Origin of the sequence: Rhizobium sp. R635 (assembly GCF_002211285.1) — a bacterium.
Taxonomy (GTDB): Bacteria; Pseudomonadota; Alphaproteobacteria; order Rhizobiales; family Rhizobiaceae; genus Rhizobium.
In genome coordinates this window covers 239,202-265,217 of record NZ_LOKX01000034.1, presented here as the reverse complement: position 1 = coordinate 265,217, position 26,016 = coordinate 239,202, and the positions used below count along the sequence as shown (strand labels likewise).

The window sequence follows — 26,016 nt, the reverse complement described above, 5'->3', positions numbered from 1 at the left end:
TGTCGTTTCAAACCGTTTCCCTCTCTGCTGGAACGGCCTCGGCCGGCGTTTCGGCCGGTCGGCGGCGGCGCCAGCCGCGCAGCACGACGTAGAAGACCGGCGTCAGGAACAGGCCGAAGATCGTCACGCCGAGCATGCCCGAAAAGACGGCGGTGCCGAGCGACTGGCGCATCTCGGCGCCGGGGCCGGTGGCGATGGCAAGCGGCAGAACGCCGAAGATGAAGGCGAATGCCGTCATCAGGATCGGGCGCAGGCGAAGGTGGCTCGCCTCGATGGCGGCCTCCACCGGCGACTTGCCTTCCTCTTCCGCCTGCCTGGCGAATTCGACGATCAGAATGGCGTTCTTGGCCGCCAAGCCGATCAGGACGATCAGACCGATCTGCGTCAGGACGTTGTTGTCCATTCCTCTCAGCGAGACGCCGATCAGTGCGGCGAGCACGGCGAGCGGGACGATGAGAATGATCGCGAGCGGCAGAACCCAGCTTTCATATTGGGCCGCCAGCGCCAGGAAGACGAAAATGACGGAGAGGGCGAAGATGTAGACGGCGGTGTTGCCGGTATGGGTCTCCTGATAGGCGAGTTCCGTCCATTCGAAGGTCGTCCCGGGCGGAAGGATCTTGGCCGCCAGTTCCTCCATCTTCTTCAGGGCATCGCCCGTCGAGGTGCCGGGCGTCGGATTGCCCTGAAGCGGCACCGAGACATACATGTTGTAGCGCTGCACGAGCGCCGGGCCGCTGGAATCCTGAATATCCATCAGGGTGCCGAGAGGCACCAGTGCGCCGGTGGCCGAGCGTACCTTCAGGGCGAGAATATCTTCCCTATCCATGCGGTATTGCCGGTCGGCCTGGGCGCGAACCTGGTAAACGCGGCCGAACGCGTTGAAATCGTTCACGTAGGCGACGCCGAGATTGATCGAAAGCGCATTGAAGATATTGGGGATCGGCACGTTCAGGAAGCGCGCCTTGTCGCGGTCGATCGAGAGGAAATATTGCGGGCTGGCGTCGGAGAATGTCGTAAAGACGCCGGTCAGCCCTTCGGTCGTCGCGGCGGCCCCCATCATCTGGCGGGCAAGGCCCAGCACGCGCGTCATGTCGGGATTTTCGAGGTCGGAAATCTGCATCTTGAAGCCGCCGGAATTGCCCACACCGCGCACGGATGGCGGTGGGATGGCGATGATGAAGGCTTCCTGGATGCTCTGCAGCTTGCCGAAGAGCTCACCGATGATCTTGTTGGCGTTTTCTCCGCCTTCCTCGCGTTCGGCGAAGGATTTGAACGGAACGAAGACGACGCCCGCATTCGAGGCATTGGTGAACGTCGCTCCGCTGAAACCGGCAAACTGCACGGCATTGCCGACGCCGGGCACGGTCCGGGCGATGTCGCCGACCTGTTTGACGACGGCATCGGTCCGGGCAAGCGAGGCGCCGTCGGGAAGCTGCACCACGACGATCGCGTAACCCTGGTCCATGGTCGGGATGAAACCCGAGGGAACCCTGGTGCTCATGTACCAGGTCGCGCCGAGAAGGGCGGCGAAGGCGAGCATGGAGCAGGTCAGGCCCACCCAGCTTCTGACAAGGTGCCGGACAACCCAGGAATAGCCCGAGCTCATCCGGTCGAAGCCGCGGTTGAAGCCGTTTGCGAGACCTGATCCCAGGCGTGAGGCGATGCTCTTGCGCTTGGTCTCGTGATCATGGGCTTTCAGCAATATGCCCGCAAGCGCCGGCGAAAGCGTCAGGGAGTTCAATGCCGATATCGCTGTCGTGACGGAGATCGTCACGGCAAACTGCCTGTAGAACTGGCCCGATATGCCGGGGATGAAGGCCGTCGGCACGAAGACCGCGATCAGCACCAGCGAGATCGCCACCACGGCGGTGCCGACTTCGTCCATCGTCACGTGCGATGCCTGCTTCGGCGTCATGCCGCGCGCCAGATTGCGCTCGACGTTTTCCACCACCACGATCGCGTCGTCGACGACGATGCCGATGGCGAGCACGAGGCCGAAGAGTGTGAGCATGTTGAGCGAAAAGCCGAAGGCGAGCAGAACGGCGAAGGTGCCGATCAGCGAGACGGGGATGGCGACGATCGGGATGATCGCGGTCCGCCAGGATTGCAGGAAGACGAGAACGACGATCGCCACCAGGATGGCCGCTTCGGCGATGGTTCTGTAGACCTCATCGATCGAATCCGAGATGAATTCGGTCGTGTCGTAGACGATGCGATATTCCAGGCCCTCCGGGAAATTCTGGGAGATATCCTTCATCAGCGTCTGGACCTGATGGGCCGTATCGAGAGCGTTGGTTCCCGGCCGGGCGAAAATGCCGAGAGCGACCGCAGGGTCGTTGTTGAGATAGCTGTTGGTGACGTAGTCCTGCGCGCCGAGCTCGATGCGGGCGACATCCTGCAACTGTACGAGCCGGCCCGCTCCCGTCGATTTCACGATGACATAGCGGAATTCGCGCACATCGGAGAAGCGCCCGTCCGTTCGCACCGTATATTCGAAGGCGTTCCTGCCGGTCACGGGCGGCGCGCCGATCTTGCCGCCCGATACCTGGACATTCTGGTCTCTCAGGGCGGAGACGACGTCATCCGAGGTCATGCCGTAGGCGGAGAGTTTTTCCGGATCCAGCCAGATGCGCATCGAATACTGCCGTTCGCCGAAGATCTGCACGTCGCCGACGCCATCGAGGCGCACGAGCACGTCGCGGATGCGGTTGCGGGCATAGTTCGAGACGTAAAGCTGGTCATAACGGTGCGACGGCGACAGGAGGTGCACTACCATCATCAGGTCGGGCGAGCTCTTGTCCGTGGTCACGCCGAGCCGCTGAACCTCCTCGGGAAGACGGGGAAGGGCGATGGAAACGCGGTTCTGGACCAGTACCTGCACCTTGTCGAGATCGGTGCCGAGCTTGAAGGTGATCGTCAGCGACATGGCGCCGTCGGCGCTGGAATAGGACGACATGTACAGCATGTCTTCGACGCCGTTGATCTGCTGTTCGAGCGGGGTCGAAACGGTGTCGGCGATGGTCTGCGGGTCGGCGCCTGGATAGGAGGTGCGCACGACGATGGTGGGCGGCGCAATCTCCGGATATTGGGAGACCGGCAGCTGCGTATAGGCGATGCCGCCGACGACGAGAAAGAGGATCGAGATGACGGCCGCAAAGATCGGCCGGTCCACGAAGAAATGGGCGAATCTCATTGTCCGCTCTCCGCGTTTGCGGCTTCCGGCGGCGTGTCCTGCCGCTCCTGCGGCAGTTCGCTCATCTGAGGCGTGATGGTCGAGCCCGGCCGCGCCCGCATCAGGCCGTTGACGATGATCGTTTCGCTGCCGTCGAGGCCTTCACGGATGACGCGATAGCCGTAGAGCCGGGGTCCGGGCCGCACCGGCTTGGTCGAAACCTTGCCTTGCGCGTCGACGACATAAACGACGCGTTCGTTCTGGTCCGAGCCGATCGCCTCGTCCGGGACGAGTATGGCCTTGTAGGTATTGGAGGCTGCGACCTGCACACGGCCGAACAGGCCCGGCTGCAGGACGAGATCGGGATTTGCAAGGCGGGCGCGGATGCGGATGGTGCCGCTCTCATTGTCGACCCGGTTCTCGGCGAAATCGAGTTTCCCCATGAAAGGTTTGGCCGTGGGATCGGAGATGGTGACGGATACGTCGACGCCGCCGCCGCCAAGCTGCAGGTCCTTGCCCTGCTTGCGCGCGGTGTCGGCGAAATTCAGCAGGCGGCGCTCGTCGACGTCGAAATAGAAATCGATCGGATCGAGGGAGACGATCGTGGTGAGCACCGTCTGGTCGGCCTGCACGAGATTGCCGGTCGAAAGCAGGCGGCGGTCGATACGGCCGCTGAGCGGCGCCTTGATCTCGGTATATTCGAGGTCGAGAGCGGCGCGATCGGCGGCGGCCTGAGCGCCGCGGACATTGGCCTGGGCGGAATCGAATTCACGGCGGCGATCGTCCAGCGTCTGTGCGGATTGGCTGCCGCTCGAAGCCAGCGACTGGGCGCGCTTGTACTGCGCATCGGCGAAGACGAGGGTGGACTGCGATGCTTCGAGCGTGGCCTTCGCCTGGTTGAGCGCGGTGATGAACGGCCGCTGGTCGATGACGAAGAGCAGGTCGCCCTGTTTGACCAGCGCGCCGTCCTCGAAGTGAACTTCCTGTAGGTATCCGCCGACGCGCGAGCGGACGGAGACTTCGTCGACCGGCTGGAAACGGCCGATGAATTCGTCATTGTCGACGACATCGCGCACCACCGGTTTTGCGACGGTGACGGGAGGAGGGGCGGACGGCGCGCCCTGGGCCATTGCGGCCAGAGGCATGAACGTGGCGATGCAGCCGAGCACCAATATCCGTCGAAGCGCGTAAGTCATACCGGTCCCTCCAATCGCGACGGCCGATCGACTGCCGCCGAACCTAAGATGAAGTGATGTTGTTCTTGTCTTGCTGCTTTGAACGAAGGCCTTTGCCTCCGTGATTTCCCCCGGCGTCCAGTTCTGGAAAGGAAGGCCGGCATGCAATGCAAATCGGAAAAATCGTAACGCTATGGAACTGGATATAAACGGCAGCGGCGAAAAATAGCAAATGCCAATTGCCCGCGGATTGGAATCCGTGAAACGCCTTGGGAGAGCATCAGCTCTCGATGATCTCGTCGCGGCCCGGCGGCAGGACGGCGAGTTCGGCCCAGTCGAGTTCCTGTTCCAGCATGTGGAAGACATCGTCGTCGATCTCGCCGGCGCGGCGCATCGTCGCCAGTTTGCGGCGCTTGGCGGCGATGACGTTGCGGCGCTGCTTGTCGAGCCTGCTGACCTCGCGCGGGTGTTTTCCGTCGGCGGCGATCTCGCGCTCGGAGGTATAGACGTCGCGCAGGATGCGGGTGGATTTGTCCTCGCCGCCGGCGAGTTCGGCAAGCGCCGCATCGATCAACGCGACGCGGGCTTGAGCGAGATCGCGGTTCAAGGAGGTGTCGGGGGTGAATTTCAGGACGCGGATCAGCGGCCCGAGCGTCAGGCCCTGGAGAATGAGCGTGCCGAGGACGACGGCAAGCGCGCTGAGCAGGATGATGTCGCGATCGCGGAAGTCGATCGGCAGGGCGAGCGCGGTCGCCAGCGTGACGAGGCCGCGCATGCCGCACCAGCCGGCAAGCAGGCTCGTCGCGAAGGTGGGAACGGTTTGTCTCGTCCACCCGCGCGCGGCGAGAAAGGTGATGGCGCGGTTGTAGAGGAGCACCCAGGCGAGACGCACGACGATGACGGTGACGAAGACCGCGGTCGCCAAGGTGATTGCGTAGTTCAGCCGGCCGGGGTCGAGCCCGAGGACGATCTGGCGGACCTGCAGGCCCATCAGCAGGAAGGCGAGCACGTTGAGCAGGAAGACCGCGGCCTCCCAGACCGAATAGGAATGGATGCGATGGCGGGCGGTCTGGCGCTCGGGCATGTAGCGGGCGATCACCATGGCGTAAACGACGATGGCCAGAATGGCCGAAAGATGCAGCCGCTCGGCGATGATCCATGTGCCGAAGGTGGCGACGAATTCAAGCAGGGTGCCGCCGAGCGTGCCGGCGAGCTTTACGCCGACGACCATGTAGAGGCGGCCGAGGAGATAACCGAGGATGAGGCCGCCCGGCGCCGCAAGTGCTAGCTGCGCCAGGGCGCCGCTGAAAAAGGCAGGGCTCGAAGCGGCCGTCACCGCCGCGCTGAAGATCAAGAGCGCGACCGCGTCGTTCAAAAGGCTCTCACCTTTCAGGATCACATAAGTCTGGCGCGGCAGGTCGAAGCGGTCGAGCATGGCGGTCGCCGCTGCCGCATCCGGCGGCGCGACGATGGCGCCCAGCGCTATGGCCGCGGCAAGCGGCAGGCCGGCCATCGTCACGCCGACGACGGCGACGGCCACCGCCGTCAGGATCACGGCGATGGCGGCGAGCGAGACGAGCGGCAGCCAGTTGCGTCTCAATGTCCGTGGCGGCAGATCATAGGCGGCATCGAAGAGAACGGGCGCGATCAACAGCGCCAGCGCCAGCTGCGGATCGATGGCGACCTCGGGCGCCCATGGCACGGCAGCGACGATGATGCCGGCGATCGCCAGCATGGTGGGATAGGGGACTCGGAATTTCCTGGAGAATTGCAGGAAGACGATCGCCACCAGGAGCAGCGTCAGCATGCTTTCGAAGAATGCCATCGAGCCCTCCTGCGCACCTCCCGCGGAGGCAATCTCCTTCGGAATTAGGGCCGAAGGTGCTCCGCGGCCACTGGCCAGCGCCTTGCCGCCGGCGAAAGCAGGAAGATGGCTTGGCTTTCCTTGCGGCGGCTGCGGCATTTTGGCCGCGGTTGCGGAATCTGCCGCCGGCGCTCTTGTGCAGCGCACATGCCGAATATATTTATCCATATCATAAGTATGCTTATAAATAGCCGGCAAAGGTTTCCATGAACGCCACGCCCACACTCGGTTTCCTTCTCCACGACGTCGCACGGCTGCTGCGCAAGCGGTTCGAGCAACGCGCGAAGTGTCTCGGGCTGACCCGGTCGCAATGGCAGACGCTTGCCTATCTCTCGAACAATGAAGGCATCCACCAGAGCGGCCTTGCGGAAATCCTCGAAATCGAGCCGATCACGCTGGTGCGCATCCTCGACAAGCTCGCCGAGCGCGGGCTGATCGAACGCCGCCAGCACCCGACCGACCGGCGCGTCTGGCTGCTCTACATGCGCGACGAGGCGCATCCGCTGCTCGCAGAAATGCGCGAACTCGGCGACACCACCCGCGCGGAGGCGCTGGCGGGTGTTTCAGCCGAACAGCGCGAGCAGCTTTACCAAATCCTCTCCGTAATGAAGACGAACCTGGTGCAGGCTTGCCGAACACCGGTCGAAGACAATGAGATGAACGATGGCTGATCAACCCTCCCTCCGCGTCGTTGCCGACGCCAATGCCAAGACATCTGCCGAAGAAAACGAAGTCAAACAGCAGGAAACGGTAGCCGAAGCGCCTTCATCCAATTCAGCGCCGGCTGCCGCCGTGGCTGCGCCTGGCGGCAACAAGGTCCGCCGCCGGCGCAGTCTCACGCGCCCTGTCCTTTTCGCCCTGTTGCCGGTGGCGCTGGTCGTCGGCGGTTACTATTACGTCAATGGCGGCCAGGTGATGTCGACCGACAACGCCTATATCCAGGCCGACATGGTCGGCGTCACCACCGATGTCTCTGGTATCGTCGAGCGGATAGACGTGCATGAGAACGAGGCGGTCAAGGCGGGGCAGGTGCTCTTCAGCCTGAAAGCCGATTCCTTCAGGATCGCGCTCGACGGCGCCAAGGCGCAGCTCGGCGCGCAGCGCAACCAGATCATGAACCTCAAGGCGAGCTATCAGCAGTCGCTCGCCGAGATCACCCAGGCTGAGGCCGATCTGCCCTATTACCAGGATCAGTTCGACCGGCAGCAGGCCCTCGTCAACAACGGCAGCGCGACGCAGTCCGCCTATGACGAGGCCAAGCACAATCTCGAGGCCGCTCAGCAGAAGGTTGCCGTCGCCAAGGCGGAAGCGGCAACGACGCTCGCCCAGCTTGGCGGCAGCGCCGACCAGCCGGTCGAGGAAAACCCGCTCTACCTGCAGGCCAAATCGCAGGTCGACAACGCCCAGCGCGAATTCGACCACAGCGTCGTCAAGGCGCCGTTCGACGGCATCGTCACCAATGTCAACGCGCTGCAGGTCGGCTCCTACCTGCAGGCTTCGCAGCAGGCCTTCTCGCTTGTCGCCACCGACCATCTGTGGATTGCCGCCAGCCCGAAGGAAACCGAGCTGACTTACGTCAAGCCTGGGCAGGCCGCCGAAATCTACGTCGACACCTATCCCGGCGTGACATGGAAGGGCAAGGTCGAGAGCATCAGCCCGGCATCCGGCTCCAGCTTCTCGCTGCTGCCGGCGCAGAATACCACCGGCAATTGGGTGAAGGTCGTGCAGCGCATTCCGATGCGTGTCAGCATCGAAGATGCGGCAGGCAAGCCGCCGCTGCGCGTCGGCATGAGCACGGTCGTCGATGTCGATACCGGCCATATCAGAGGTCTGCCCGACTTCGTCAACAAGCTTCTGGGCCGGCCTCAGGGCAAGGACCATGAGTAACGCTCCGGCATCTCCGGCGCCCCCGGTCGCCAATCGCGGCGCGATCACGGCCTGCGTCATCCTCGCCGTCATCATGCAGGCTTTGGACACGACGATCGCCAACGTGGCGCTGCCCTATATCCAGGGCAGCGTGTCGGCGTCGGCCGACCAGATCAACTGGGTGCTGACATCCTATATCGTCGCGGCGGCGATCATGACGCCGCCCTCCGGTTTCCTCGCCGCCAAATTCGGCCGCAAGCGCGTGCTGCTCGTCGCTATCGCCGGCTTCGTGGCGGCTTCCGTTCTCTGCGGCCTTGCGCAATCGCTCAACCAGATCGTCGCCTTCCGCCTGCTGCAGGGCCTGTTCGGCGCATCGCTGGTGCCGCTTTCCCAGGGCATCCTCCTCGACATCTATACGGTCGAGGAACGCGGCTCGGCCATGGCGCTTTTCGGCGTCTCGGTCATGGTCGGGCCGGTCCTCGGCCCCGTCATCGGCGGCTGGCTGACCGACAATATCAGCTGGCGCTGGGTGTTCTACATCAACGTGCCGATCGGCGCGCTCGCCTTCATGGGCATTGTCGTCTTCGTCACCGAGACCAAGCGGGATCTGCTCGCCAAGCTGGACTGGTTCGGCTTCGGGATGATGAGCCTGTTCATCGCCGCGCTGCAGCTCTTCCTCGACCGCGGCGAGCAGCTCGACTGGTTCTCCTCGGGTGAGATCATGCTCGAAGCGATCGTCTGCGCCGCCGCATTCTATCTGCTGCTGGTGCACACGCTGACGGCTGAGAAATCCTTCGTCAATCCGAAGCTGTTTCTCGACCAGAACTTCACCGTCAGCATGATCTTCATCTTCGTGGTCGGCGTCACCTACCTCGCCTCGCTGGCGCTGATGACCCCCTATCTGCAGACGCTGATGGGCTATCCCGTCATCACCGCCGGTATCGTCATGGGGCCGCGCGGGCTCGGCACCATGCTCTGTATGTTCATCGTCGGGCGGCTGATCGGCAAGGTCGATACGCGCTTGCTGCTGGTGCTCGGCCTCGGCCTGACCGCCTGGGCGATGTACGACATGACGAGCTGGACGCCCGATGTTTCGCAATGGACGATCGTCTCGGTCGGTTTCATCCAGGGCGCCGGCCTCGGCTTTCTCTTCGTGCCGCTGACGACGATCGCGTTTGCCACGCTGCCCGCCCATATGCGCGGCGACGGCACCGGCCTCTACAATCTGTCGCGAAACATCGGCTCGGCGGTCGGCATCTCGATCGTTTCGGCACTGATCGTCGAGAACACGCAGAGCAATCATGAATCGATCGCGGCCTATGTGACGCCGTTCAACCACGCCTTCAATGCGGTCGCGGCGCAAGGGGTGAGCCCCCTGACGGCTGCCGGCCGTGCTTCGCTCAACGAGATGATCACCCTGCAAGCGACGATCATCGCCTATATGGACGATTTCAAGCTCTTGATGCTGATGTCGCTCGCGGTCATTCCGCTGGCGCTGCTGCTGCGCAAGCCGAAGGCAGCGCCCGCCGTCGACCACAGCGCCGTGATGGAATGATCAGCGGAAAGGCTTGCTGAGATATCTCGATCCCTGAATGCCGAAGCGCCATGGTGCTTCGGCATTTCTCGTGATGCCGATGCGTTTTCCCGAGACGACAGGCACCGGTGCGGAGGGCGTGAGCGTGTAAGGTGCGCGATCGAGCAGCCGGTCGTTGATTTCGATATCGATGCCGAGCGCCTGGCAGAGCTTGCCGGGACCGCTGCAGAGCGCGGTCAGCATATCGGTGCCGCGCCGCTCCGCCATGGCAGGAATTCCCGTTTCCGGCTCGAGCGCGCGGATCAGCACGGCCGAGCCCGGATGGCAGACGAAATTCAGGCACCAGTACATGCCGTAGATGCGGTAGATGTAGACGTTGCCGGGCCGGCCGAACATGGCGCCGTTGCGCTTCGTGGGCCCGCGAAAACTATGCGAAGCCTCGTCATCGGGGAAATAGGCTTCCGTCTCGGTGATACGGCCGCCGGCGCCATCGACTGTCAGATGGCAGCCGAGCAGATCGCGGGCGACAGTGATCGCGTCGCGCTCGAAAAACGCCTTGAGGCTTTCACCGGCAAGCGCGCCGGCGCCGATCGCGCCCTTTGTCATTCCACCTTCGGTCATGGCCGTGGCAGATACCATTCGCCGCCGCCGGCGTCATCCCGAAACCGTTTCATGCATCAGGCCTGCATCATCGGCCTGCGTTCGGATCGCGCATCGGGATCGAGGATGATGTGACCGAGACCGGGTCGCTCGCGGGGAAGGAATCTTCCAGGCCCTCCTCCAGTTCCTCTTCGAGAAGAGCAGGGTCCTTGCTCCGCGCGCCGTCGCCGTGGGCCGGTTCGGTCGCCGCCGCAAGCAGGGCCTTGGCGCGGGCGACGGCATTTTCGGCGGTCAGCTCGGGCGTGCTTCGCAGCGTCACGGCAATGCTGTCTTCGCCTTCGCCGCCGAATTCGACGACGAAGCCGTCTTCCGTCTGGTAGACGGTGATATCGTTGAGTGCCATGGCCGTTCCCTCAAGCGCTTATATTAGGAAAGCGCGTTTTCCGGATTTTGTCGAGCGAAGACCTTTACGAGCCAGTCGATGAAGACGCGCACGCGCGGCGAAAGCTGGCGGTTGCGGGGATAGAGCAGGGAGACCGGGGTCGGGGTCGGCGGGAAATCCTCAAGCACGTGGATCAGCGTTCCCTCGGCGAGATCTCTTTCGGCGTGATAGCGCGGGATCTGGATCAGGCCGAGGCCCATTTTCGCTGCCGAAACATAGCTTTCAGCGGCGTTGACGGCGATGGTGGCGGGAATGGCGATCTCACGCACCGCGCCGTCGACGATGAATTCCAGCGGCAGCAGCCTGCCGGTGCCGCTGGAGTGGAAGCCGACCATGCGATGGCCGGCAAGCCGGTCGGGATGCTGCGGCAGGCCGTGGGCGACGACATAGGCAGGAGAGGCGAGTGTGATCTCGTCGAGCATGGCGACGCGCCTGATGGTCATGTCGCTATCCTCGGGCGCGCCAACGCGCAACACGCAATCGATGCCTTCTCGCACCAGATCGACCAGCCGGTCGCCCTCGCTCATGTAGAATTCGATTTCGGGATAGGTTTGAAGAAAGGACGGCAGGCTCGGCAGCACGAAATGGCGGGCGAGGGTGCCGTGCACGTCGACACGCAGCAGGCCCTTCGGTCTGGCACCGGCAAAAGCGCCCTCGGCATCCTCGATGTCGGCGAGGATCGACAGGCAGCGCTGATAATAGGCCTCGCCGTCAAGCGTCGGGCTGACATGGCGCGTGGTGCGCTGGAGCAGACGCACGCCGAGGCGGGCTTCCAACTGCTTGATGGCGTCGGTGACGGTCGAGCGCGGCAGGCCGGTATCTTCGGCGGCAAGGGTGAAGCTGCGCCGTTCCACGACGCGGCAAAAGACCCGCATGGCATCGAATCTGTCCATATTTTTTGTTTGTGATTTCCGGATAGTGATGGCGGATGATGCATGATTATCCGCTGGAGGAAAAGGCGCATCTTCTCCTCATCGAAAACGAGGTGAAGGAGAAGAACCATGGTTTCCAATGAAAACGGCAAGGTCGCACTGGTCACCGGCGCTTCCCGCGGGATCGGCGCCCAAGTCGCCCGGCGGCTCGCCAAGGACGGCTTTACCGTCGTCGTCAATTATTCCGGCAGTGCGGCTCAGGCCGAGGAACTGGCTCGGGAGATCGAGCATGCCGGCGGCAAAGCGTTGACGGCCAGGGCCGATGTCAGCGATGCCGAAGCCGTCCGCCGCATGTTCGATGCGGCGGAAACCGCCTTCGGCGGCATCGACGTCCTCGTCAACAATGCCGGCATCATGATGCTTTCCTCGCTTGCCGAAGCCGACGATGCGCATTTCGACCGCCAGATCGCCGTCAATCTCAAGGGCACCTTCAATACGCTGCGCGAAGCCGCCAGGCGCCTACGCGACGGGGGCCGGATCGTCAATTTCTCGACTTCGGTCGTGGGGCTGAAGCTCGAAACCTACGGCGTCTATGCCGCCACAAAGGCCGCTGTGGAAACGCTGACGGCGATCATGGCCAAGGAGATGCGCGGCCGCAACATCACCGTCAATGCCGTCGCGCCCGGCCCTGTCGCCACCGATCTCTTCCTCAACGGCAAGTCGGAGGAGCTCGTCGCCCGGATGGCGAAGATGAACCCGCTGGAGCGCCTTGGAGCGCCCGATGACATTGCTTCTGCGGTCGCCTTCCTTGCCGGCCCTGATGGAGGCTGGATCAACGGCCAGACGCTGCGCGCCAATGGCGGCATGATCTGACGAAGCGGGTGCTTCGGACCATCTTTGCCTGAGGTCCGCCCGTCATCGCAGCTATTTGAACGATGCGTGCAGAATTTTCCTCTTACAATTTTGTGTAGAGTGTCTATAAATAGCTTATCGTGAAAGAGTGAAGTTCCCCCGCTCTCTTGCGAACCTCCAGCATTGCGGCCCGTCGAAGGTTTCCCCTGCCTTCCGGGCCGTATCTGTTTAGCCTCAATAGTCGTTCAGCCGCGCCTCGACCAGGAGCTTCACCAGCCAGTCGACGAAGACGCGGACCTTGTTGCTGAGGTGGCGGTTCGGCGGATAGACCACGTAGAGCGGCACCGGATCACGGCGCCATTCCGGCAGCACGCGGACGAGTTCGCCTCGCGCCATCGGCTCGCGCGCCATGAAGGTCGGAATCTGCGCAACGCCGAGCCCCGTCAGCGCCGCCGTCAGATAGGTGCGGCTGTCGTTGACGGAAGCGATGTAGCGCGGGGTCGTCTCCACCATCTCATTGTCCCTGCGGAATTCGAAGGGCAGCGTCCGGTTGTTCTGGGCGCGGAAATAATTGACGGAGAAGTGTGTCGCCTCCAGATCCTCCGGCCGTTCGGGCATGCCGAATTTTTGAATGTAGAGCGGCGCGGCGCAGGTGATCAGCTCGATCTCGGAAACGCGCCGCGCGATCAGCGACTGGTCGGCCGGCGTGCCCGCGCGCAGCGCGCAGTCGACGTTTTCCACGAGGTAATCGACCGTGCGGTCGCTGACGCCGAGGTCCAGGCGGATATCGGGATAGCGCTGATAGAAATCGCACAGTGCGGGAACGACGATCGCATCGGCGAAGGCGCCGCTCATTTCGACGCGCAGCCGCCCGCTCGGCAGGCTTTGCGAATTGGAGAGGCTGCCGTCGAGCTCTTCCAGCTCGGAGATGATCTGGGCGGCGCGCTCGTAATAAAGAGCGCCGTCCGTGGTCACCATGACCCGGCGGGTGGTGCGGTTCAGAAGCTTGGTGCGCAGATGCGCTTCCAGGCCCTGGATGAGGTTGGTCACGGTCGCCTTGGGCATGGCGAGCATGTCGGCGGCGCGGGTGAAATTGCCCGTCTCGACGACGCGGATGAAGACGCGCATTGCCGAAAGTTGATCCATCGGTTTCAAGTCCGCAGTTTGCGTTGCAACATTATTCGAGAATTGGAACAGTGTAATCGCGATATCGCTTCTTATTCCCTGTTCTGAATAACAATATCTTTTTTTCATGAAATGCAAGCGGTAGGCGCTTTGCGCCGAGGCCGAGATGCAAAAGAAAGACCGGAACCGATGACGGTGGAATGGAAAGACATGATGCTGGACAAGGTGGCCATCGGCCCCGTTTCCGCGCGTGTCTACCAGGGCGCCGATTACGGCAAGGGCCCGCCGATCGTGCTTTACCTGCATGGCGGCGCATTTCTCGACAGCGAAACGAACGTCGATCGGCCGGTGGCGATGAGCCTTGCCAAGGCAGGCGCGATCGTCGCCGCCGTCGATTACAGCAGCCTGTCCGGCAATTTGTTTCCGAAGGCGCTGGAAGTTTCCTTTTCCGTTTTCACCTATCTCGCCAACAAACGTGCTGCCGGTCTCGGCGACCGCAAGTCGCTGCTCTTCGTCGCCGGCGAAGAGGCAGGCGGCAATGTCGCCGCCGGCGTGGCGCTCAAGGCGCGCGACCAGATGCCGGATGCGCTCGACGGCCAGGTGCTGATTTCGCCGCTGCTCGATCCCTTCATGGGCACGTCCTCGATCCGCAAGGCCGAAGCGATCGGCATGCGGCAGCGCTGGACGGACGGCTGGAGCCATTACTTAAGCGGCGGCGGCTGCCACCCTTACGCGGCGCCTTGCCTCTGTTCGCGTCTTTCAGGTGTCGCGCCGGCGCTGATCTTCACCGCCGAGGACGATCCTCTGCATGACGAAACACTCGGTTACGGTGCCCGCCTGAAAAAGGCCGGCGTCGGTGTGCGCCAGCATGTCCTTCCCGCCGGGACGGGCTGGCCCTCGATTTATGGTGGGAAATCCGGGGAAGCGCCCGACTGGCAGGGGCACGTCAGCCGCCATTTCGGAAGTTTCCTTCAGGACGTGAGCGTCCAACCGCAATTGCATTGAAGAAGATCTGATATTTCGGCGGCCTGGGGCCGCAAGGAGAGTACTGATGACGTCCAGAAGCAAGCGCTGGGCCCTCATGGGCGCCGGCATAGGCCTTATTGCGTCCGTTTCAGGCGCTGCATTGTTTTTCGAACTGCCGATGAGCTCGACCGCCACGGCCGCATCCGAGCCCGCGCAGCCTCCTGCCGTGCCGGTGACGGTTGCCGTCGTCGCGGCCCGCGACGTGACGGCCTGGGAGAGTTTTTCCGGCCGCCTCGAAGCGGTCGATCGTGTCCAGGTCCGTCCCCGTGTCGAGGGCGCCATCCTTTCGGTCGCTTTCCGTGAGGGTGCGCTGGTGAAGCAGGGCGACCTGCTCTTCACCATCGATCCGGCTCCCTACCAGGCGAGCGTGGCGCAGGCGCAAGGGCAGGTCGCTTCGGCCGAAGCCAAGGTCAGCCTGGCGCAGACCGAACTCGACCGCGGCCGCAGGCTTTCCGACAACCGCACCATCTCCCAGAGCGATCTCGATCAGCGCCAGAGCGCGCTGGCCGAGGCGCAGGCGGGGCTGCGTTCGGCGCAGGCAGCATTGCAGTCGGCCCAGCTCAATCTCGATTATACGCAGGTGCGGGCGCCGGTTTCCGGCCGCATCGGCAAGATCGAGGTGACGACAGGCAACCTGGTTGCGGCCGGCTCGGCTTCGCCTGAGCTGACGACGCTCGTTTCGGTCGATCCGATCTATGCAAGCTTCAACGCCAGCGAAGAGATGGTGACGCGCGCTCTTGCCCAGCTTCCGCAGACGAACGGCGCCCTGCCGCCCGTCGAAGAGATCCCGGTCGAGGTCGGCACGCTCGCCGACGAGGGCACGCCGATCAAGGGCAAGCTGCAGCTGATTGACAACGAGGTCGATGCGTCGAGCGGCACGATCGGCGTTCGCGCTGTCTTCGACAATCCGGGCGGACGCCTGATCCCCGGCCAGTTCGTGCGCGTGCGCATGGGGCAGCCGAAGGCCGAGAACAAGATCGTCATCAGTGACCGCGCCGTCGGCACGGACCAGGACAAGAAGTTCGTCTTCGTCGTCGACGGCGAGAACAAGGTGGCCTACCGGCAGGTCCAGCTCGGCACGCTGGCTGACGGCCAGCGTGTGGTCGAAAGCGGCCTGACTGCCGGCGAGAAGATCGTCGTCAACGGCCTGCAACGCATCCGTCCGGGCGCCGTCGTCATTCCGCAGATGGAAGAGAAGGTCGCGACCGCTCAATAGGATTTCGCCTTCTCCCCCAGGAGAGGGCCAATACCCGAAATGATATGACCCGCCGGCGGTTCTCGAACCGCCGGAGAGGGACTTTGCATCCATGTTCACCCCGGAGAGGGCTTTGATATGAACATCTCCAGATTCTTTGTCGACCGGCCGGTTTTTGCCGGCGTTCTTTCGGTCCTCATCGTGGTTGCCGGCCTGATCGGCCTGCGCGCGCTGCCGATTTCCGAATATCCCGAAGTCGTGCCGCCGTCGGTCGTCGTGCGCGCCACCTATCCCGGCGCGAACCCGAGCGTCATCGCCGAAACGGTGGCGACACCGCTCGAAGAGCAGATCAACGGCGTCGAGGGCATGCTCTACATGTCCAGCCAGGCGACGTCGGACGGCGTGCTCAACGTGACCGTCACCTTCAAGCTCGGCACCGATCCCGACAAGGCGCAGCAGCTCGTGCAGAACCGCGTCAGCCAGGCCGAACCGCGCCTGCCTGCCGAAGTTCGCGCGCTGGGTATTACGACGGTCAAGAGTTCGCCCGACTTCATCATGGTCGTCAACCTCGTCTCCGACGGCGACAGTCACGACATTACCTATCTCCGCAATTACGCGACCTTGAACATCAAGGATCGGCTTGCCCGTATCCCCGGTGTCGGCCAGGTGCAGGTCTTCGGCGCCGGCGACTATTCGATGCGCGTCTGGATCGACCCGCAGAAGGCCGCCGAGCACGATCTCGCCGCAAGCGACATCAGCAATGCGATCAGCTCGCAGAACGTCCAGGCGGCGGCCGGCATCATCGGTGCGTCGCCGAGCCAGCCGGGCGTCGACCTGCAGCTGAACGTCAATGCCCAGGGCCGCCTGCGCACGCCCGAAGAATTCGGCAACATCATCGTCAAGACGGGCGCCAGTGGCGAAATCACCCGCCTTCGCGACGTCGCCCGCATCGAACTCGGCGCTGCCGACTATACGCTGCGCTCGCTGCTCGACGGCAAGCCGGCCGTTGCCGTCGCCGTGCTTCAGGCGCCCGGCTCGAACGCGATCGAGATCGCCGACAACGTCCGCAACACGATGGATCAGTTGCAGCTCGCCATGCCGCAGGGCGTCAAATACGAGATCGTCTACGATACGACGAAGTTCGTGCGTGCTTCGATCGAGAAGGTCATCGACACGCTGCTCGAAGCCATCGCGCTCGTCGTCCTCGTCGTCATCCTGTTCCTGCAGACATGGCGCGCTTCGATCATTCCGCTGATCGCGGTCCCGGTCTCGATCATCGGCACCTTCGCGGTCATGTATGTCTTCGGCTTCTCGATCAACGCGCTCAGCCTGTTCGGATTGGTGCTGGCGATCGGTATCGTCGTCGACGACGCGATCGTGGTGGTCGAAAACGTCGAGCGCAACATCGAACACGGCCTGTCGCCGCGGGCGGCCACCTATAAGGCGATGAAGGAAGTGTCCGGCCCGATCGTCGCGATCGCGCTGGTGCTCGTCGCGGTCTTCGTGCCGCTCGCCTTCATCTCCGGCCTGTCCGGCCAGTTCTATCGCCAGTTCGCGCTGACGATCGCGATCTCGACCGTCATCTCGGCCTTCAACTCGCTCACCCTGTCTCCGGCGCTCGCAGCCCTTCTCCTGAAGGGCCACCATGCGCCGAAGGACTGGCTGACGCGGTTCATGGATGCGATCTTCGGCTGGTTCTTCCGCGGCTTCAACCGCGTCTTCGGCGCCGGCTCGAATGCCTATGGCAAGGGCGTGGGCGGGCTGGTGTCGCGCAAGAGCATCGTCATGGTGGTCTACCTGGCTCTGGTCGGCGCGACCTACAGCATGTTCACCACGGTTCCCGGCGGCTTCGTACCCTCCCAGGACAAGCAGTATCTGATCGGCTTCGCTCAGCTGCCGGATGCGGCAAGCCTCGACCGCACCGAGGATGTCATCAAGCGCATGACCGACATCGCCTTGAAGCAGCCGGGCGTCGCCAATGCGATCGCCTTCCCCGGCCTGTCGATCAACGGCTTCACCAATTCGTCCAATGCCGGCATCGTCTTCGTGACGCTGAAGGATTTCGAGGAGCGCAAGACGCCTGATCTCTCGGGCGGAGCCATCGCCATGGCGCTGAACCAGAAATTCGGCGCCATCCAGGATGCCTTCATCGCCATGTTCCCGCCGCCGCCGGTCAACGGTCTCGGCACGACGGGCGGTTTCAAGCTGCAGATCGAAGATCGCGCGGGCTTGGGCAACCAGGCGCTCGACGAGGCGACCAAGGCGGTGCTCGGCAAGGCCTACCAGACGCCTGAGCTTGCCGGGCTGTTCTCAAGCTTCCAGATCAACGTGCCGCAGCTCTATGCCGATCTCGACCGCGCCAAGGCCGAGCAGCTCGGAGTGTCCGTCACCGACGTCTTCCAGACGCTGCAGATCTATCTCGGTTCGCTCTATGTGAACGACTTCAACGCCTTCGGCCGCACCTACAGCGTCCGCGTGCAGGCCGATGCGAAGTTCCGCGCCCAGCCGGAAGACATCGGCCAGTTGAAGGTCCGTTCGGCATCCGGCCAGATGATCCCGCTGTCGGCCCTCCTGAAGGTGGAGCCGAGCACCGGTCCGGAGCGCGCGAACCGCTATAACGGCTTCCTCGCCGCCGATATCAATGGCGGTCCGGCTCCGGGCTTCTCGTCCGGCCAGGCGCAGGCGGCAATCGAGAAGATCCTGAACGAAACGCTGCCCGCAGGCATCGACTTCGAATGGACGGATCTGACCTATCAGCAGATCCTGGCCGGTAATTCGAGCGTCGTCGTCTTTCCCTTGGCGCTGCTGCTCGTCTTCCTGGTGCTGGCCGCCCAGTATGAAAGCCTGACGCTGCCGCTGGCGATCATCATGATCGTGCCGATGGGCGTGCTGGCCGCGCTGACGGGCGTCTGGCTCACGGGGGGAGACAACAACATCTTCACCCAGATCGGCCTCGTCGTCCTTGTCGGCCTATCGGCGAAGAACGCGATCCTCATCGTGGAATTCGCCCGCGAACTGGAGTTCGAGGGCCGGACGCCGCGGGAAGCCGCGGTCGAGGCCAGCCGGCTGCGCCTTCGCCCGATCCTGATGACCTCCATGGCCTTCATCATGGGCGTCGTGCCGCTCGTCGTCTCCACCGGCGCGGGCGCGGAAATGCGCGCGGCCATGGGTGTCGCGGTCTTCTCGGGCATGATCGGCGTGACCCTCTTCGGCATCTTCATGACGCCGGTGTTCTACGTGCTGCTGCGGCGGCTGACGGGCAACCGTCCGCTCGTCCAGCACAAGCCGGACGAACACAAAGAGGAAGAGGCCGAGGTCATCCGGCTCGCCGCGGAATAACGAAATCAACCTTCCTTTGTCGAGTAAATCGGGCGGGAACTTCGGTTCTCGCCCGTATCGTTTTGCGCATGCTTCCAGCATCCGACAAAATGCGTTCCGTCGATTAAAACGATTTGCATCGGTGGGCGAGGGGACTATCAAAGACGGGCAACAGTTGGGAGGACTGAATGACAGCTACGGGTAAAGGTCAGGGTGGCAGGCAGATCGCCTTTCTCGGCACAGGCCTGATGGGCGCGCCGATGGCTCGCCGGCTGATCGGCGCGGGCTTTGCCGTCACGGTCTGGAATCGCGATCCCGGCAAGGCCGAGGTGCTGGTGGCGGACGGCGCGGTCCGCGCGCAAACGCCGGGCGATGCCGTTTCGGGCGCCGATGTCGTCATCACCATGCTGACGAACGCCGAAGCGGTGGGGAAGGTGCTGTTCGACGGCGGCGCGGCCGAAGCGATGCCCCCCGGTGCCACCGTTATCGACATGAGCTCGATCGCCCCGCATTTTGCCCGCGACCACGCGGCGAGGCTTGCCGAACGCGGCATCGGTCATGTCGATGCGCCGGTCTCCGGCGGCGTCGTCGGAGCGGAGGCCGGTACGCTCGCGATCATGGCGGGCGGCGACGAGGCGGTGATCGAAGGGCTTCATGACGTCTTTGCGCCGATGGGGCGCGTCACCCGTGTCGGCCCGAGCGGATCGGGCCAGCTCGCCAAGCTCGCCAACCAGCAGATCGTCGCGGTGACGATCGGCGCCGTCGCCGAGGCGATGATGCTGATTGCGGCGGGCGGCGGCTCGCCGGCAGCCTTCCGGGACGCCATTCGCGGCGGTTTTGCCGAAAGCCGCATCCTTGATCTCCATGGCAAGCGCATGGTCGAGCGCCAGTTTGCGCCCGGCGGTTCGTCCACCAACCAATTGAAAGATCTGAATGCCGCCATGGAAACGGCAGAGGCCCTGTCGTTGACGCTGCCTTTGACAGCCGCAGTCCACGCCGAATTCGGCGAATTCGTCGCCAACGGCAATGGTGAGAAGGATCACAGCGGCCTGCTTCTCCATCTCGAAGAGAAGAATGGGCGGCCGGGAGGAAAACGGTGACGGACAGCCAATCGAGGAAACGCCGCCTGCGTTCACAGGACTGGTTCGACAATCCCGATCACATCGACATGGCGGCGCTCTATCTCGAGCGCTTCATGAATTACGGCATCACGCCGGAGGAACTGCGCTCCGGCAAGCCGATCATCGGGATTGCCCAAAGCGGCAGCGATCTCACGCCCTGCAACAGGGTGCATGTGGAGCTTGCCAAGCGCGTGCGTGACGGCATTCGCGACGCCGGCGGCATTCCGATCGAATTTCCCACCCATCCGATCTTCGAAAACTGCAAGCGCCCGACGGCGGCCCTCGACCGCAACCTTGCCTATCTCGGCCTCGTCGAAATCCTCTACGGCTATCCGCTCGACGGCGTGGTGCTGACGACCGGCTGCGACAAGACCACGCCTTCGGCGATCATGGCGGCCTCGACGGTCGATATTCCGGCGATCGTGCTCTCCGGCGGACCGATGCTCGACGGCTGGCACGAGGGAGAGTTGGTCGGCTCCGGCACGGTGATCTGGCGGATGCGGCGGAAATATGCGGCAGGCGAGATCGACCGGGAAGAGTTCCTGCAGGCCGCGCTCGATTCCGCACCTTCGGTCGGCCATTGCAATACGATGGGCACGGCTTCGACGATGAACGCGCTCGCCGAAGCGCTCGGCCTTTCATTGACCGGCTGCGGCGCCATTCCGGCTGCTTACCGCGAGCGCGGCCAGATGGCCTATCGCACCGGGCGGCGTGCCGTCGAGATCGTCTTCGAGGATCTGAAGCCCTCGGATATCCTGACGCGCGAGGCTTTTCTCAACGCGATCCGCACCAATTCGGCGATCGGCGGCTCGACCAACGCGCAGCCGCATCTGGCCGCCATGGCCAAGCACGCCGGCGTGGAACTCCGTGCCGACGACTGGCAGGTGCACGGCTTCGATATTCCGCTACTTGCCAATGTCCAGCCGGCGGGCGCCTATCTGGGCGAACGCTATCACCGCGCCGGCGGCACGCCGGCGATCATGTGGGAGCTGCTGCAGGCCGGAAAGCTCGACGGCAACTGTCGCACCGTGACCGGCAGGACGATGGCCGAAAACCTCGAAGGGCGCGAGGCCAGCGACCGCGAGGTCATCCGGCCGTTCGGCGAACCGCTGAAGGAGCGGGCCGGTTTCCTCGTCCTCAAGGGTAATCTCTTCGATTTCGCCATCATGAAAATGAGTGTCGTCTCGGAGGATTTCCGCCGCCGCTACCTCCAGGAGCCCGGGCGGGAAGGTATCTTCGAGGGCAGGGCGGTGGTTTTCGACGGGTCGGAGGATTATCACAAGCGCATCAACGATCCTGAACTCGGCATTGACGAGAATACCATTCTCGCCATCCGCGGCGCGGGGCCGCTCGGCTGGCCGGGTTCGGCGGAGGTCGTCAACATGCAGCCGCCGGATCATCTGCTGAAGCGCGGCATCCGCAGCCTGCCGACGATCGGCGATGGCCGCCAGTCGGGCACGGCCGACAGCCCCTCGATCCTCAACGCCTCGCCGGAAAGTGCCGCCGGCGGCGGTCTTGCCTGGCTTCGCACCGGCGACATCATTCGCATCGACTTCAATGAGGGGCGCTGCGACATGCTGGTCGACGAGGCCGAGATCGAGCGGCGCAAGGGCGACGGCATTCCGCCGGTGCCGGCGGATGCGACGCCGTGGCAGCGGATCTACCGCCGCTCGGTCACGCAGCTTTCGGACGGCGCGGTGCTCGAAGGGGCGGCTGAGTTCCGCCAGATCGCCAAGACTCCGCCACGGCACAACCACTGATCTGGAGGACGACGGTTTTAAGGGCGGACTGCAACCCCTTTGATCCAAAAGGGGAAGTCGTAACGAACAGTTCACCTAGTCACTAGTTCGGGCATTGGGACAAGGCTTCTTTAATGCCGGCCTGAGACCATATTGCAAATATGGAAGCTTCCAAGGCTGAGACCGCGTTGCCAGAAAACAAAGCCACACGATCCGAACAAGAGTTTCAGGATCTTCTGCGCCGGCTCGAACTCGCCCTCGATGCATCCCAGATCGGTGTCTGGGAGCACAGCATCGCCAAGGACGGGATCTTATGGGATGCGCAGATGCACCGGCTCTACGAAACCGGCGAGACATGCCGGCATGTGCCGGCCTGGTTCTGGTCGAATGCGATCCATCCCGATGATCGCGAGCGGGCCGAACGCGACTTCGACCAGGCGATCGCGGCGCGAGGTGCTTACAACTCGCAATTCCGGATCGTGCTGCGGAGCGGCGAAATCCGCCATCTGCGCTCGCGCGCGCATTTCTACGTCGACGCGGAGGGCGCGCCCTCTTTCATCGGAGCCGAATGGGACGTCACTGCCGACGTGCAGCTCAATGCGGAACTCGAACGGCAGAAGATGATGGCCGAGGCGAGGGCGCTGGCGCTCGAGGAGAGCAATGCCCGCATCGAGCATGTCGCCGATCACGATTATCTCACTGGCCTGCCGAACCGCCGCCTTCTGGACAAGCGGCTCGCGGAGCTGCCCACCGACCGGAGCATCACGACGCTTGGCGTGCTGCATCTCGACCTCGACCAGTTCAAGCAGATCAATGACAGCCACGGCCATGCGGCGGGCGACGCGGTGCTGAGAGCCGCAGCCCTTCGCATCACCGCCGCCATTCCCGCCAACGGCATGGTCGCCCGTGTCGGCGGCGACGAATTCGTCATCGTTCTGGTCAATTTCACCGACCTCGCCGAATTGAAGGCGATCACCGAAGACCTCCAGCGGCGGCTGCGGAAGAAGATCCGCTTCGGCGAGCAGATGTTGCACTCCGGCGCCTCGATCGGCGTTTCCTGGAGCGGCGACCGGCGGGCGCGCAACCTGCTTGCCGAATCCGACCTGGCGCTCTACCAGGCCAAAAAGCTCGGACGCAACCGCGTCGAATTCTTCACGCGGCAATTGCAGGAGGATCTGCGCTCCAAGCGCCGCCTCGCCGAGGAGCTGAAGCTCGGGCTGGAGCGGGGCGAAATCGTTCCCTATTATCAGGTGCAGCTCGATGCCCGGACGCGGGAGGTCATCGGCTTCGAGGCGCTGGCCCGCTGGAAGCATCCTGACAGGGGCGTGCTTGCGCCGGGAGTATTCCTGAAGGTCGCCGACGAGCACGGGCTTTCGGCGGAGATCGATGCGGCGATCCTGAAAAGCGTTCTCGAAGACCGGCTGTTCTGGCTGCTGCGCGGCGTCGCGGTTCCACGCATCGCCGTCAATATCTCGGCGTCCCGCCTTGCCGATCCGGCGCTGCTCGGCAAGCTGAAGAAACTCGATATCCCGCGCGGCGTCATCGCTTTCGAGCTGATCGAGACCATTTTCCTCGACGACAGCGACGAGAAGCTGCTCGAGCATATCGACGATATCAAGCAAATGGGCATCGACATCGAGATCGACGATTTCGGATCGGGCCACGCCTCGCTGATCGGTCTCGTCAAGCTGCGGCCGAAACGGCTGAAGATCGACCGTCAGCTCGTCAAGGAGGTCGTCAGCTCCGCCGAGCAGCGCCGCGTGGTCGGGTCGATCGTGGAAATCGCCAAGGCGCTCGATGTCGAGGTGATCGCCGAAGGCATCGAGACCGAAGCCCATGCCGTCGTGCTGGCCGACCTCGGTTGCGAAGGCCTGCAGGGTTATGCGTTCGGTTATCCCGCCCCGGCGGCCGAGATGGACCGGCTTTTTTCGTCGATGACGAGCGGTGCCGAAAAGCAAAAGGCCGCGATGGGCGGTTGAGATGCTTCCCCAGCTTTTAAAAGCGGGCGGGCGATATCTCTTCGGTGCGGCGTTTTGCTCCCACCGGCAGGAAGATAATTGGCGCGCAAGTCATTTTCTTGAGCTTGCAACGCCCCTGTTTCATGGTAATGCGGAAATGAAGCTTTCTGCATTGCATCAAAGATGACTATACGCGTCGCCAAGACCATGAGCGCGCGGCTTCTCCATCATTTGCGGGTGCAATCGGGGAGCCGGGGCCTGACAATTGCTTTGCCGTTGCCGGGATGGACTTGCGGGACATTAAATCTGGGAAAGTCGCATGAATTCGGGGGAATTTGCCGTTCGTTCGATGCGGCCCGGCGAACTGGAGCTCGTGCTCGAATGGGCGCGTCAGGAGGGCTGGAACCCCGGCCTCGACGATTCGCTCGCGTTCCTCGAAGCCGATCCGTCTGGATTTTTCGTCGGCTCCATCGGTGAAGTCCCGGTCGGCTCGATTTCGGTCGTCAAATATGGCGATAGTTTCGCCTTTCTCGGCCTCTACATCGTCCATCCGGATTTTCGCGGCAAAGGTTACGGCAAGGCGATCTGGGAGACGGGGATCGCCACGGCGGAAGGCCGGACGATCGGCCTCGACGGCGTTGCCGCACAGCAGGAAAATTACCGCAAGGCAGGCTTCGAGCCTGCCTATTCCACCATTCGCTACGGTGGCGTTCCCACCTCCCTGCCGGTCTCGACGCTCGTTGCGCAGCCGGTGCTGGATTCACGCCTCGAAGGGCTGCAGCGCTACGATTCGGCGATCTTTCCGCAGCCGCGCGACGCTTTCCTCGCTGCCTGGTGCACCGGCCGCAAGGGGCGCCGGACGGCGGTGGTGCGCAAGAGCCACAAGATCCGCGGCTACGGCACGATCCGCCGCTGCTACGAGGGCTATAAGATCGGCCCGCTCTTTGCCAATGACGCCGACAGCGCCGCGGCGCTGCTTGCCGAACTGATCCCCGAGGCCAAGGGGGCTTCGATCTTCATCGACATTCCCGCCGAGAACCGCGAGGCGGCGGCGCTTGCCGAAGCCATGGGCCTTCAGCCGGTGTTCGAGACCATGCGGATGTATCGCGGACCGGCCCCGGTGATCCCGCTGAAACACGTCTTCGGGGTGACGACGCTGGAGCTTGGTTAATCCACAGGCGACGCGGGCACGGTGGGAGCGGACGCTTTCGGCCTGCCCTTTTCGGCGATCGCGATGCCGCCGAGCGTCAGCATCAGCGCGACCATGTGGAAAGACTGAAGCCTTTCTCCGATCAGTACGACGGAGAGCAACGTTCCGAACACCGGCACGAGATTGATGAAGAGGCCGGCGCGGTTGGCGCCGATAGCCTCGACGCCCTTGATGTAGAGGATCTGCGCCAGCAGCGAGGGAAAGATCGCCGTGTAGAGAGTGATGCTCCAACCGGCCTGGTCCGGCCACTGCGCGGCGCCGCGGCTGATCTCCCAAAGAAGCAGCGGCAGCGAGGTCAGCATGGCGGCGAAGGCCGGGAAAGCCATCAGGGTGCGCCAATCGACCGGCGGCTTCCAGCGCAGGAGGATGGTGTAGAGCGAATAGGCAGCGATGGCGACCAGCATGAGCCCGTCACCGCGATTGAGCTGCAATTGCAGCAGCGTCGTGAGGTCGCCATGGGCGGCCGTCAGCGCCACGCCCACCAGCGTCATACCGAAGCCGAGACATTGCGCCAGCGAGATTCCGGTGCGGAAAAAGAAGAAATTCAACAGGAAGATCAGCATCGGAATGCCGGCCTGCTCGATGGCGACGTTGATCGCTGTCGTATATTGCACGGCCGAATAGAGCATGGCGTTGAAGAGTGTGTAGCCGATGGCGCCGTAGCAAAGGAGCAGCGGCAGATTTTTCCTCGCCACGGGCCAGTCCTTTTTCAACTGCGGCAGCGAAATCGAGGCGATCAGTGCGACGGCGAGGAACCAGCGCAGGAAGGTCAGCATCATCGGGCTGATATGCCCGACCGCAAGCTTGCCGGCGACGGAGTTGCCGCCCCAGCAGAGGGTGGCGATGACGAGGCAGATATAGGCCGTGGCTTGCAAGAGCTTTCTTCCTCGTCTTTTTGCGACCGCCAAGCGGCGTTTTCTCAGGGGAAATAGCCTGCCGGCTGCTGA

19 protein-coding genes are annotated in these 26,016 nt (G+C 63.4%); 11 read left to right on the top strand and 8 right to left on the bottom strand.

Translation table 11 applies throughout. The annotated features are described in order from the left end of the window. Window positions 1-7: 7 nt before the first annotated feature. The 3 genes from ATY78_RS24250 to ATY78_RS24240 form a co-directional block, all read right to left on the bottom strand. Entirely contained in the window at window positions 8-3,193 is a 3,186-nt protein-coding gene (locus ATY78_RS24250; protein WP_088684838.1) for a multidrug efflux RND transporter permease subunit, read from the bottom strand. Next, window positions 3,190-4,368 carry an efflux RND transporter periplasmic adaptor subunit gene (locus ATY78_RS24245; RefSeq protein WP_088684837.1) on the bottom strand — a complete coding sequence of 393 codons (1,179 nt, stop codon included), beginning with the start codon at window positions 4,366-4,368 and terminating at the stop codon, window positions 3,190-3,192. Before ATY78_RS24245 ends, ATY78_RS24250 begins: the two co-directional genes overlap by 4 nt. 259 nt (window positions 4,369-4,627) lie before the next feature. Beyond that, window positions 4,628-6,172 (bottom strand): cation:proton antiporter, encoded by a 1,545-nt coding sequence (locus ATY78_RS24240; protein WP_088684896.1) that lies wholly within the window; start codon window positions 6,170-6,172, stop codon window positions 4,628-4,630. Between the two features lie 245 nt (window positions 6,173-6,417). On the opposite strand from ATY78_RS24240, the gene ATY78_RS24235 reads away from it, so the two are divergent. From ATY78_RS24235 to ATY78_RS24225, 3 genes are read left to right on the top strand one after another with little or no spacing between them, the layout of a single operon-like run. After that, window positions 6,418-6,882 carry a MarR family transcriptional regulator gene (locus tag ATY78_RS24235; protein ID WP_088684836.1) on the top strand — a complete coding sequence of 155 codons (465 nt, stop codon included), beginning with the start codon at window positions 6,418-6,420 and terminating at the stop codon, window positions 6,880-6,882. Further along, window positions 6,875-8,098 carry an HlyD family secretion protein gene (locus ATY78_RS24230; RefSeq protein WP_088684835.1) on the top strand — a complete coding sequence of 408 codons (1,224 nt, stop codon included), beginning with the start codon at window positions 6,875-6,877 and terminating at the stop codon, window positions 8,096-8,098. Before ATY78_RS24235 ends, ATY78_RS24230 begins: the two co-directional genes overlap by 8 nt. After that, a complete protein-coding gene (locus ATY78_RS24225) occupies window positions 8,091-9,632 on the top strand; it encodes a DHA2 family efflux MFS transporter permease subunit (RefSeq protein WP_088684834.1) in 1,542 nt (513 codons plus the stop codon). The genes ATY78_RS24230 and ATY78_RS24225 overlap by 8 nt, the downstream gene beginning before the upstream one ends. Here the strand turns inward: ATY78_RS24225 and ATY78_RS24220 are convergent, their stop codons facing one another. From ATY78_RS24220 to ATY78_RS24210, 3 genes are read right to left on the bottom strand one after another with little or no spacing between them, the layout of a single operon-like run. Next, the gene (locus ATY78_RS24220) at window positions 9,633-10,250 is read right to left on the bottom strand and encodes a DNA-3-methyladenine glycosylase (protein ID WP_088684833.1); all 618 of its coding nucleotides are present in this window, start codon (window positions 10,248-10,250) and stop codon (window positions 9,633-9,635) included. Window positions 10,251-10,299: 49 nt separating this feature from the next. Continuing rightward, window positions 10,300-10,614: a hypothetical protein gene (locus tag ATY78_RS24215; RefSeq protein ID WP_088684832.1), complete on the bottom strand. Its 315-nt coding sequence runs from the start codon at window positions 10,612-10,614 to the stop codon at window positions 10,300-10,302. A gap of 23 nt (window positions 10,615-10,637) precedes the next feature. After that, the gene (locus ATY78_RS24210; RefSeq protein WP_088684831.1) at window positions 10,638-11,546 is read right to left on the bottom strand and encodes a LysR family transcriptional regulator; all 909 of its coding nucleotides are present in this window, start codon (window positions 11,544-11,546) and stop codon (window positions 10,638-10,640) included. Window positions 11,547-11,654: 108 nt separating this feature from the next. On the opposite strand from ATY78_RS24210, the gene ATY78_RS24205 reads away from it, so the two are divergent. Continuing rightward, the gene (locus ATY78_RS24205; protein ID WP_088684830.1) at window positions 11,655-12,398 is read left to right on the top strand and encodes an SDR family oxidoreductase; all 744 of its coding nucleotides are present in this window, start codon (window positions 11,655-11,657) and stop codon (window positions 12,396-12,398) included. A gap of 213 nt (window positions 12,399-12,611) precedes the next feature. On the opposite strand, the gene ATY78_RS24200 is transcribed toward ATY78_RS24205, so the two are convergent. Beyond that, the gene (locus ATY78_RS24200) at window positions 12,612-13,523 is read right to left on the bottom strand and encodes a LysR family transcriptional regulator (protein ID WP_088684829.1); all 912 of its coding nucleotides are present in this window, start codon (window positions 13,521-13,523) and stop codon (window positions 12,612-12,614) included. A gap of 168 nt (window positions 13,524-13,691) precedes the next feature. Between ATY78_RS24200 and ATY78_RS24195 the strand changes: the two genes are divergently transcribed. The 7 genes from ATY78_RS24195 to ATY78_RS24165 all read left to right on the top strand — a co-directional run bounded on the left by ATY78_RS24195 (window position 13,692) and on the right by ATY78_RS24165 (window position 25,030). Beyond that, on the top strand, window positions 13,692-14,507 hold the full coding sequence (locus tag ATY78_RS24195; RefSeq protein WP_088684828.1) for an alpha/beta hydrolase fold domain-containing protein: 816 nt from the start codon (window positions 13,692-13,694) through the stop codon (window positions 14,505-14,507). A gap of 46 nt (window positions 14,508-14,553) precedes the next feature. Beyond that, entirely contained in the window at window positions 14,554-15,744 is a 1,191-nt protein-coding gene (locus tag ATY78_RS24190) for an efflux RND transporter periplasmic adaptor subunit (protein ID WP_088684827.1), read from the top strand. Window positions 15,745-15,861: 117 nt separating this feature from the next. Beyond that, window positions 15,862-19,062 (top strand): multidrug efflux RND transporter permease subunit, encoded by a 3,201-nt coding sequence (locus ATY78_RS24185; protein ID WP_088684826.1) that lies wholly within the window; start codon window positions 15,862-15,864, stop codon window positions 19,060-19,062. 167 nt (window positions 19,063-19,229) lie between these two features. Beyond that, window positions 19,230-20,141, top strand: a complete 912-nt coding sequence (locus tag ATY78_RS24180) for an NAD(P)-dependent oxidoreductase (RefSeq protein ID WP_088684825.1) — start codon at window positions 19,230-19,232, stop codon at window positions 20,139-20,141. Then, entirely contained in the window at window positions 20,138-21,922 is a 1,785-nt protein-coding gene (locus ATY78_RS24175) for an IlvD/Edd family dehydratase (RefSeq protein WP_088684824.1), read from the top strand. The genes ATY78_RS24180 and ATY78_RS24175 overlap by 4 nt, the downstream gene beginning before the upstream one ends. A gap of 140 nt (window positions 21,923-22,062) precedes the next feature. Next, window positions 22,063-23,880: a GGDEF domain-containing phosphodiesterase gene (locus tag ATY78_RS24170; protein WP_088684823.1), complete on the top strand. Its 1,818-nt coding sequence runs from the start codon at window positions 22,063-22,065 to the stop codon at window positions 23,878-23,880. Window positions 23,881-24,178: 298 nt separating this feature from the next. Further along, complete coding sequence (locus ATY78_RS24165) at window positions 24,179-25,030, top strand: GNAT family N-acetyltransferase (RefSeq protein WP_088684822.1); 852 nt, start codon at window positions 24,179-24,181, stop codon at window positions 25,028-25,030. Here ATY78_RS24165 and ATY78_RS24160 read toward each other — a convergent pair. Beyond that, window positions 25,027-25,944, bottom strand: coding sequence for a DMT family transporter (locus tag ATY78_RS24160; RefSeq protein WP_088684821.1), 918 nt, complete (start codon window positions 25,942-25,944; stop codon window positions 25,027-25,029). The genes ATY78_RS24165 and ATY78_RS24160 overlap by 4 nt on opposite strands. Between the last annotated feature and the right edge of the window lie 72 nt (window positions 25,945-26,016).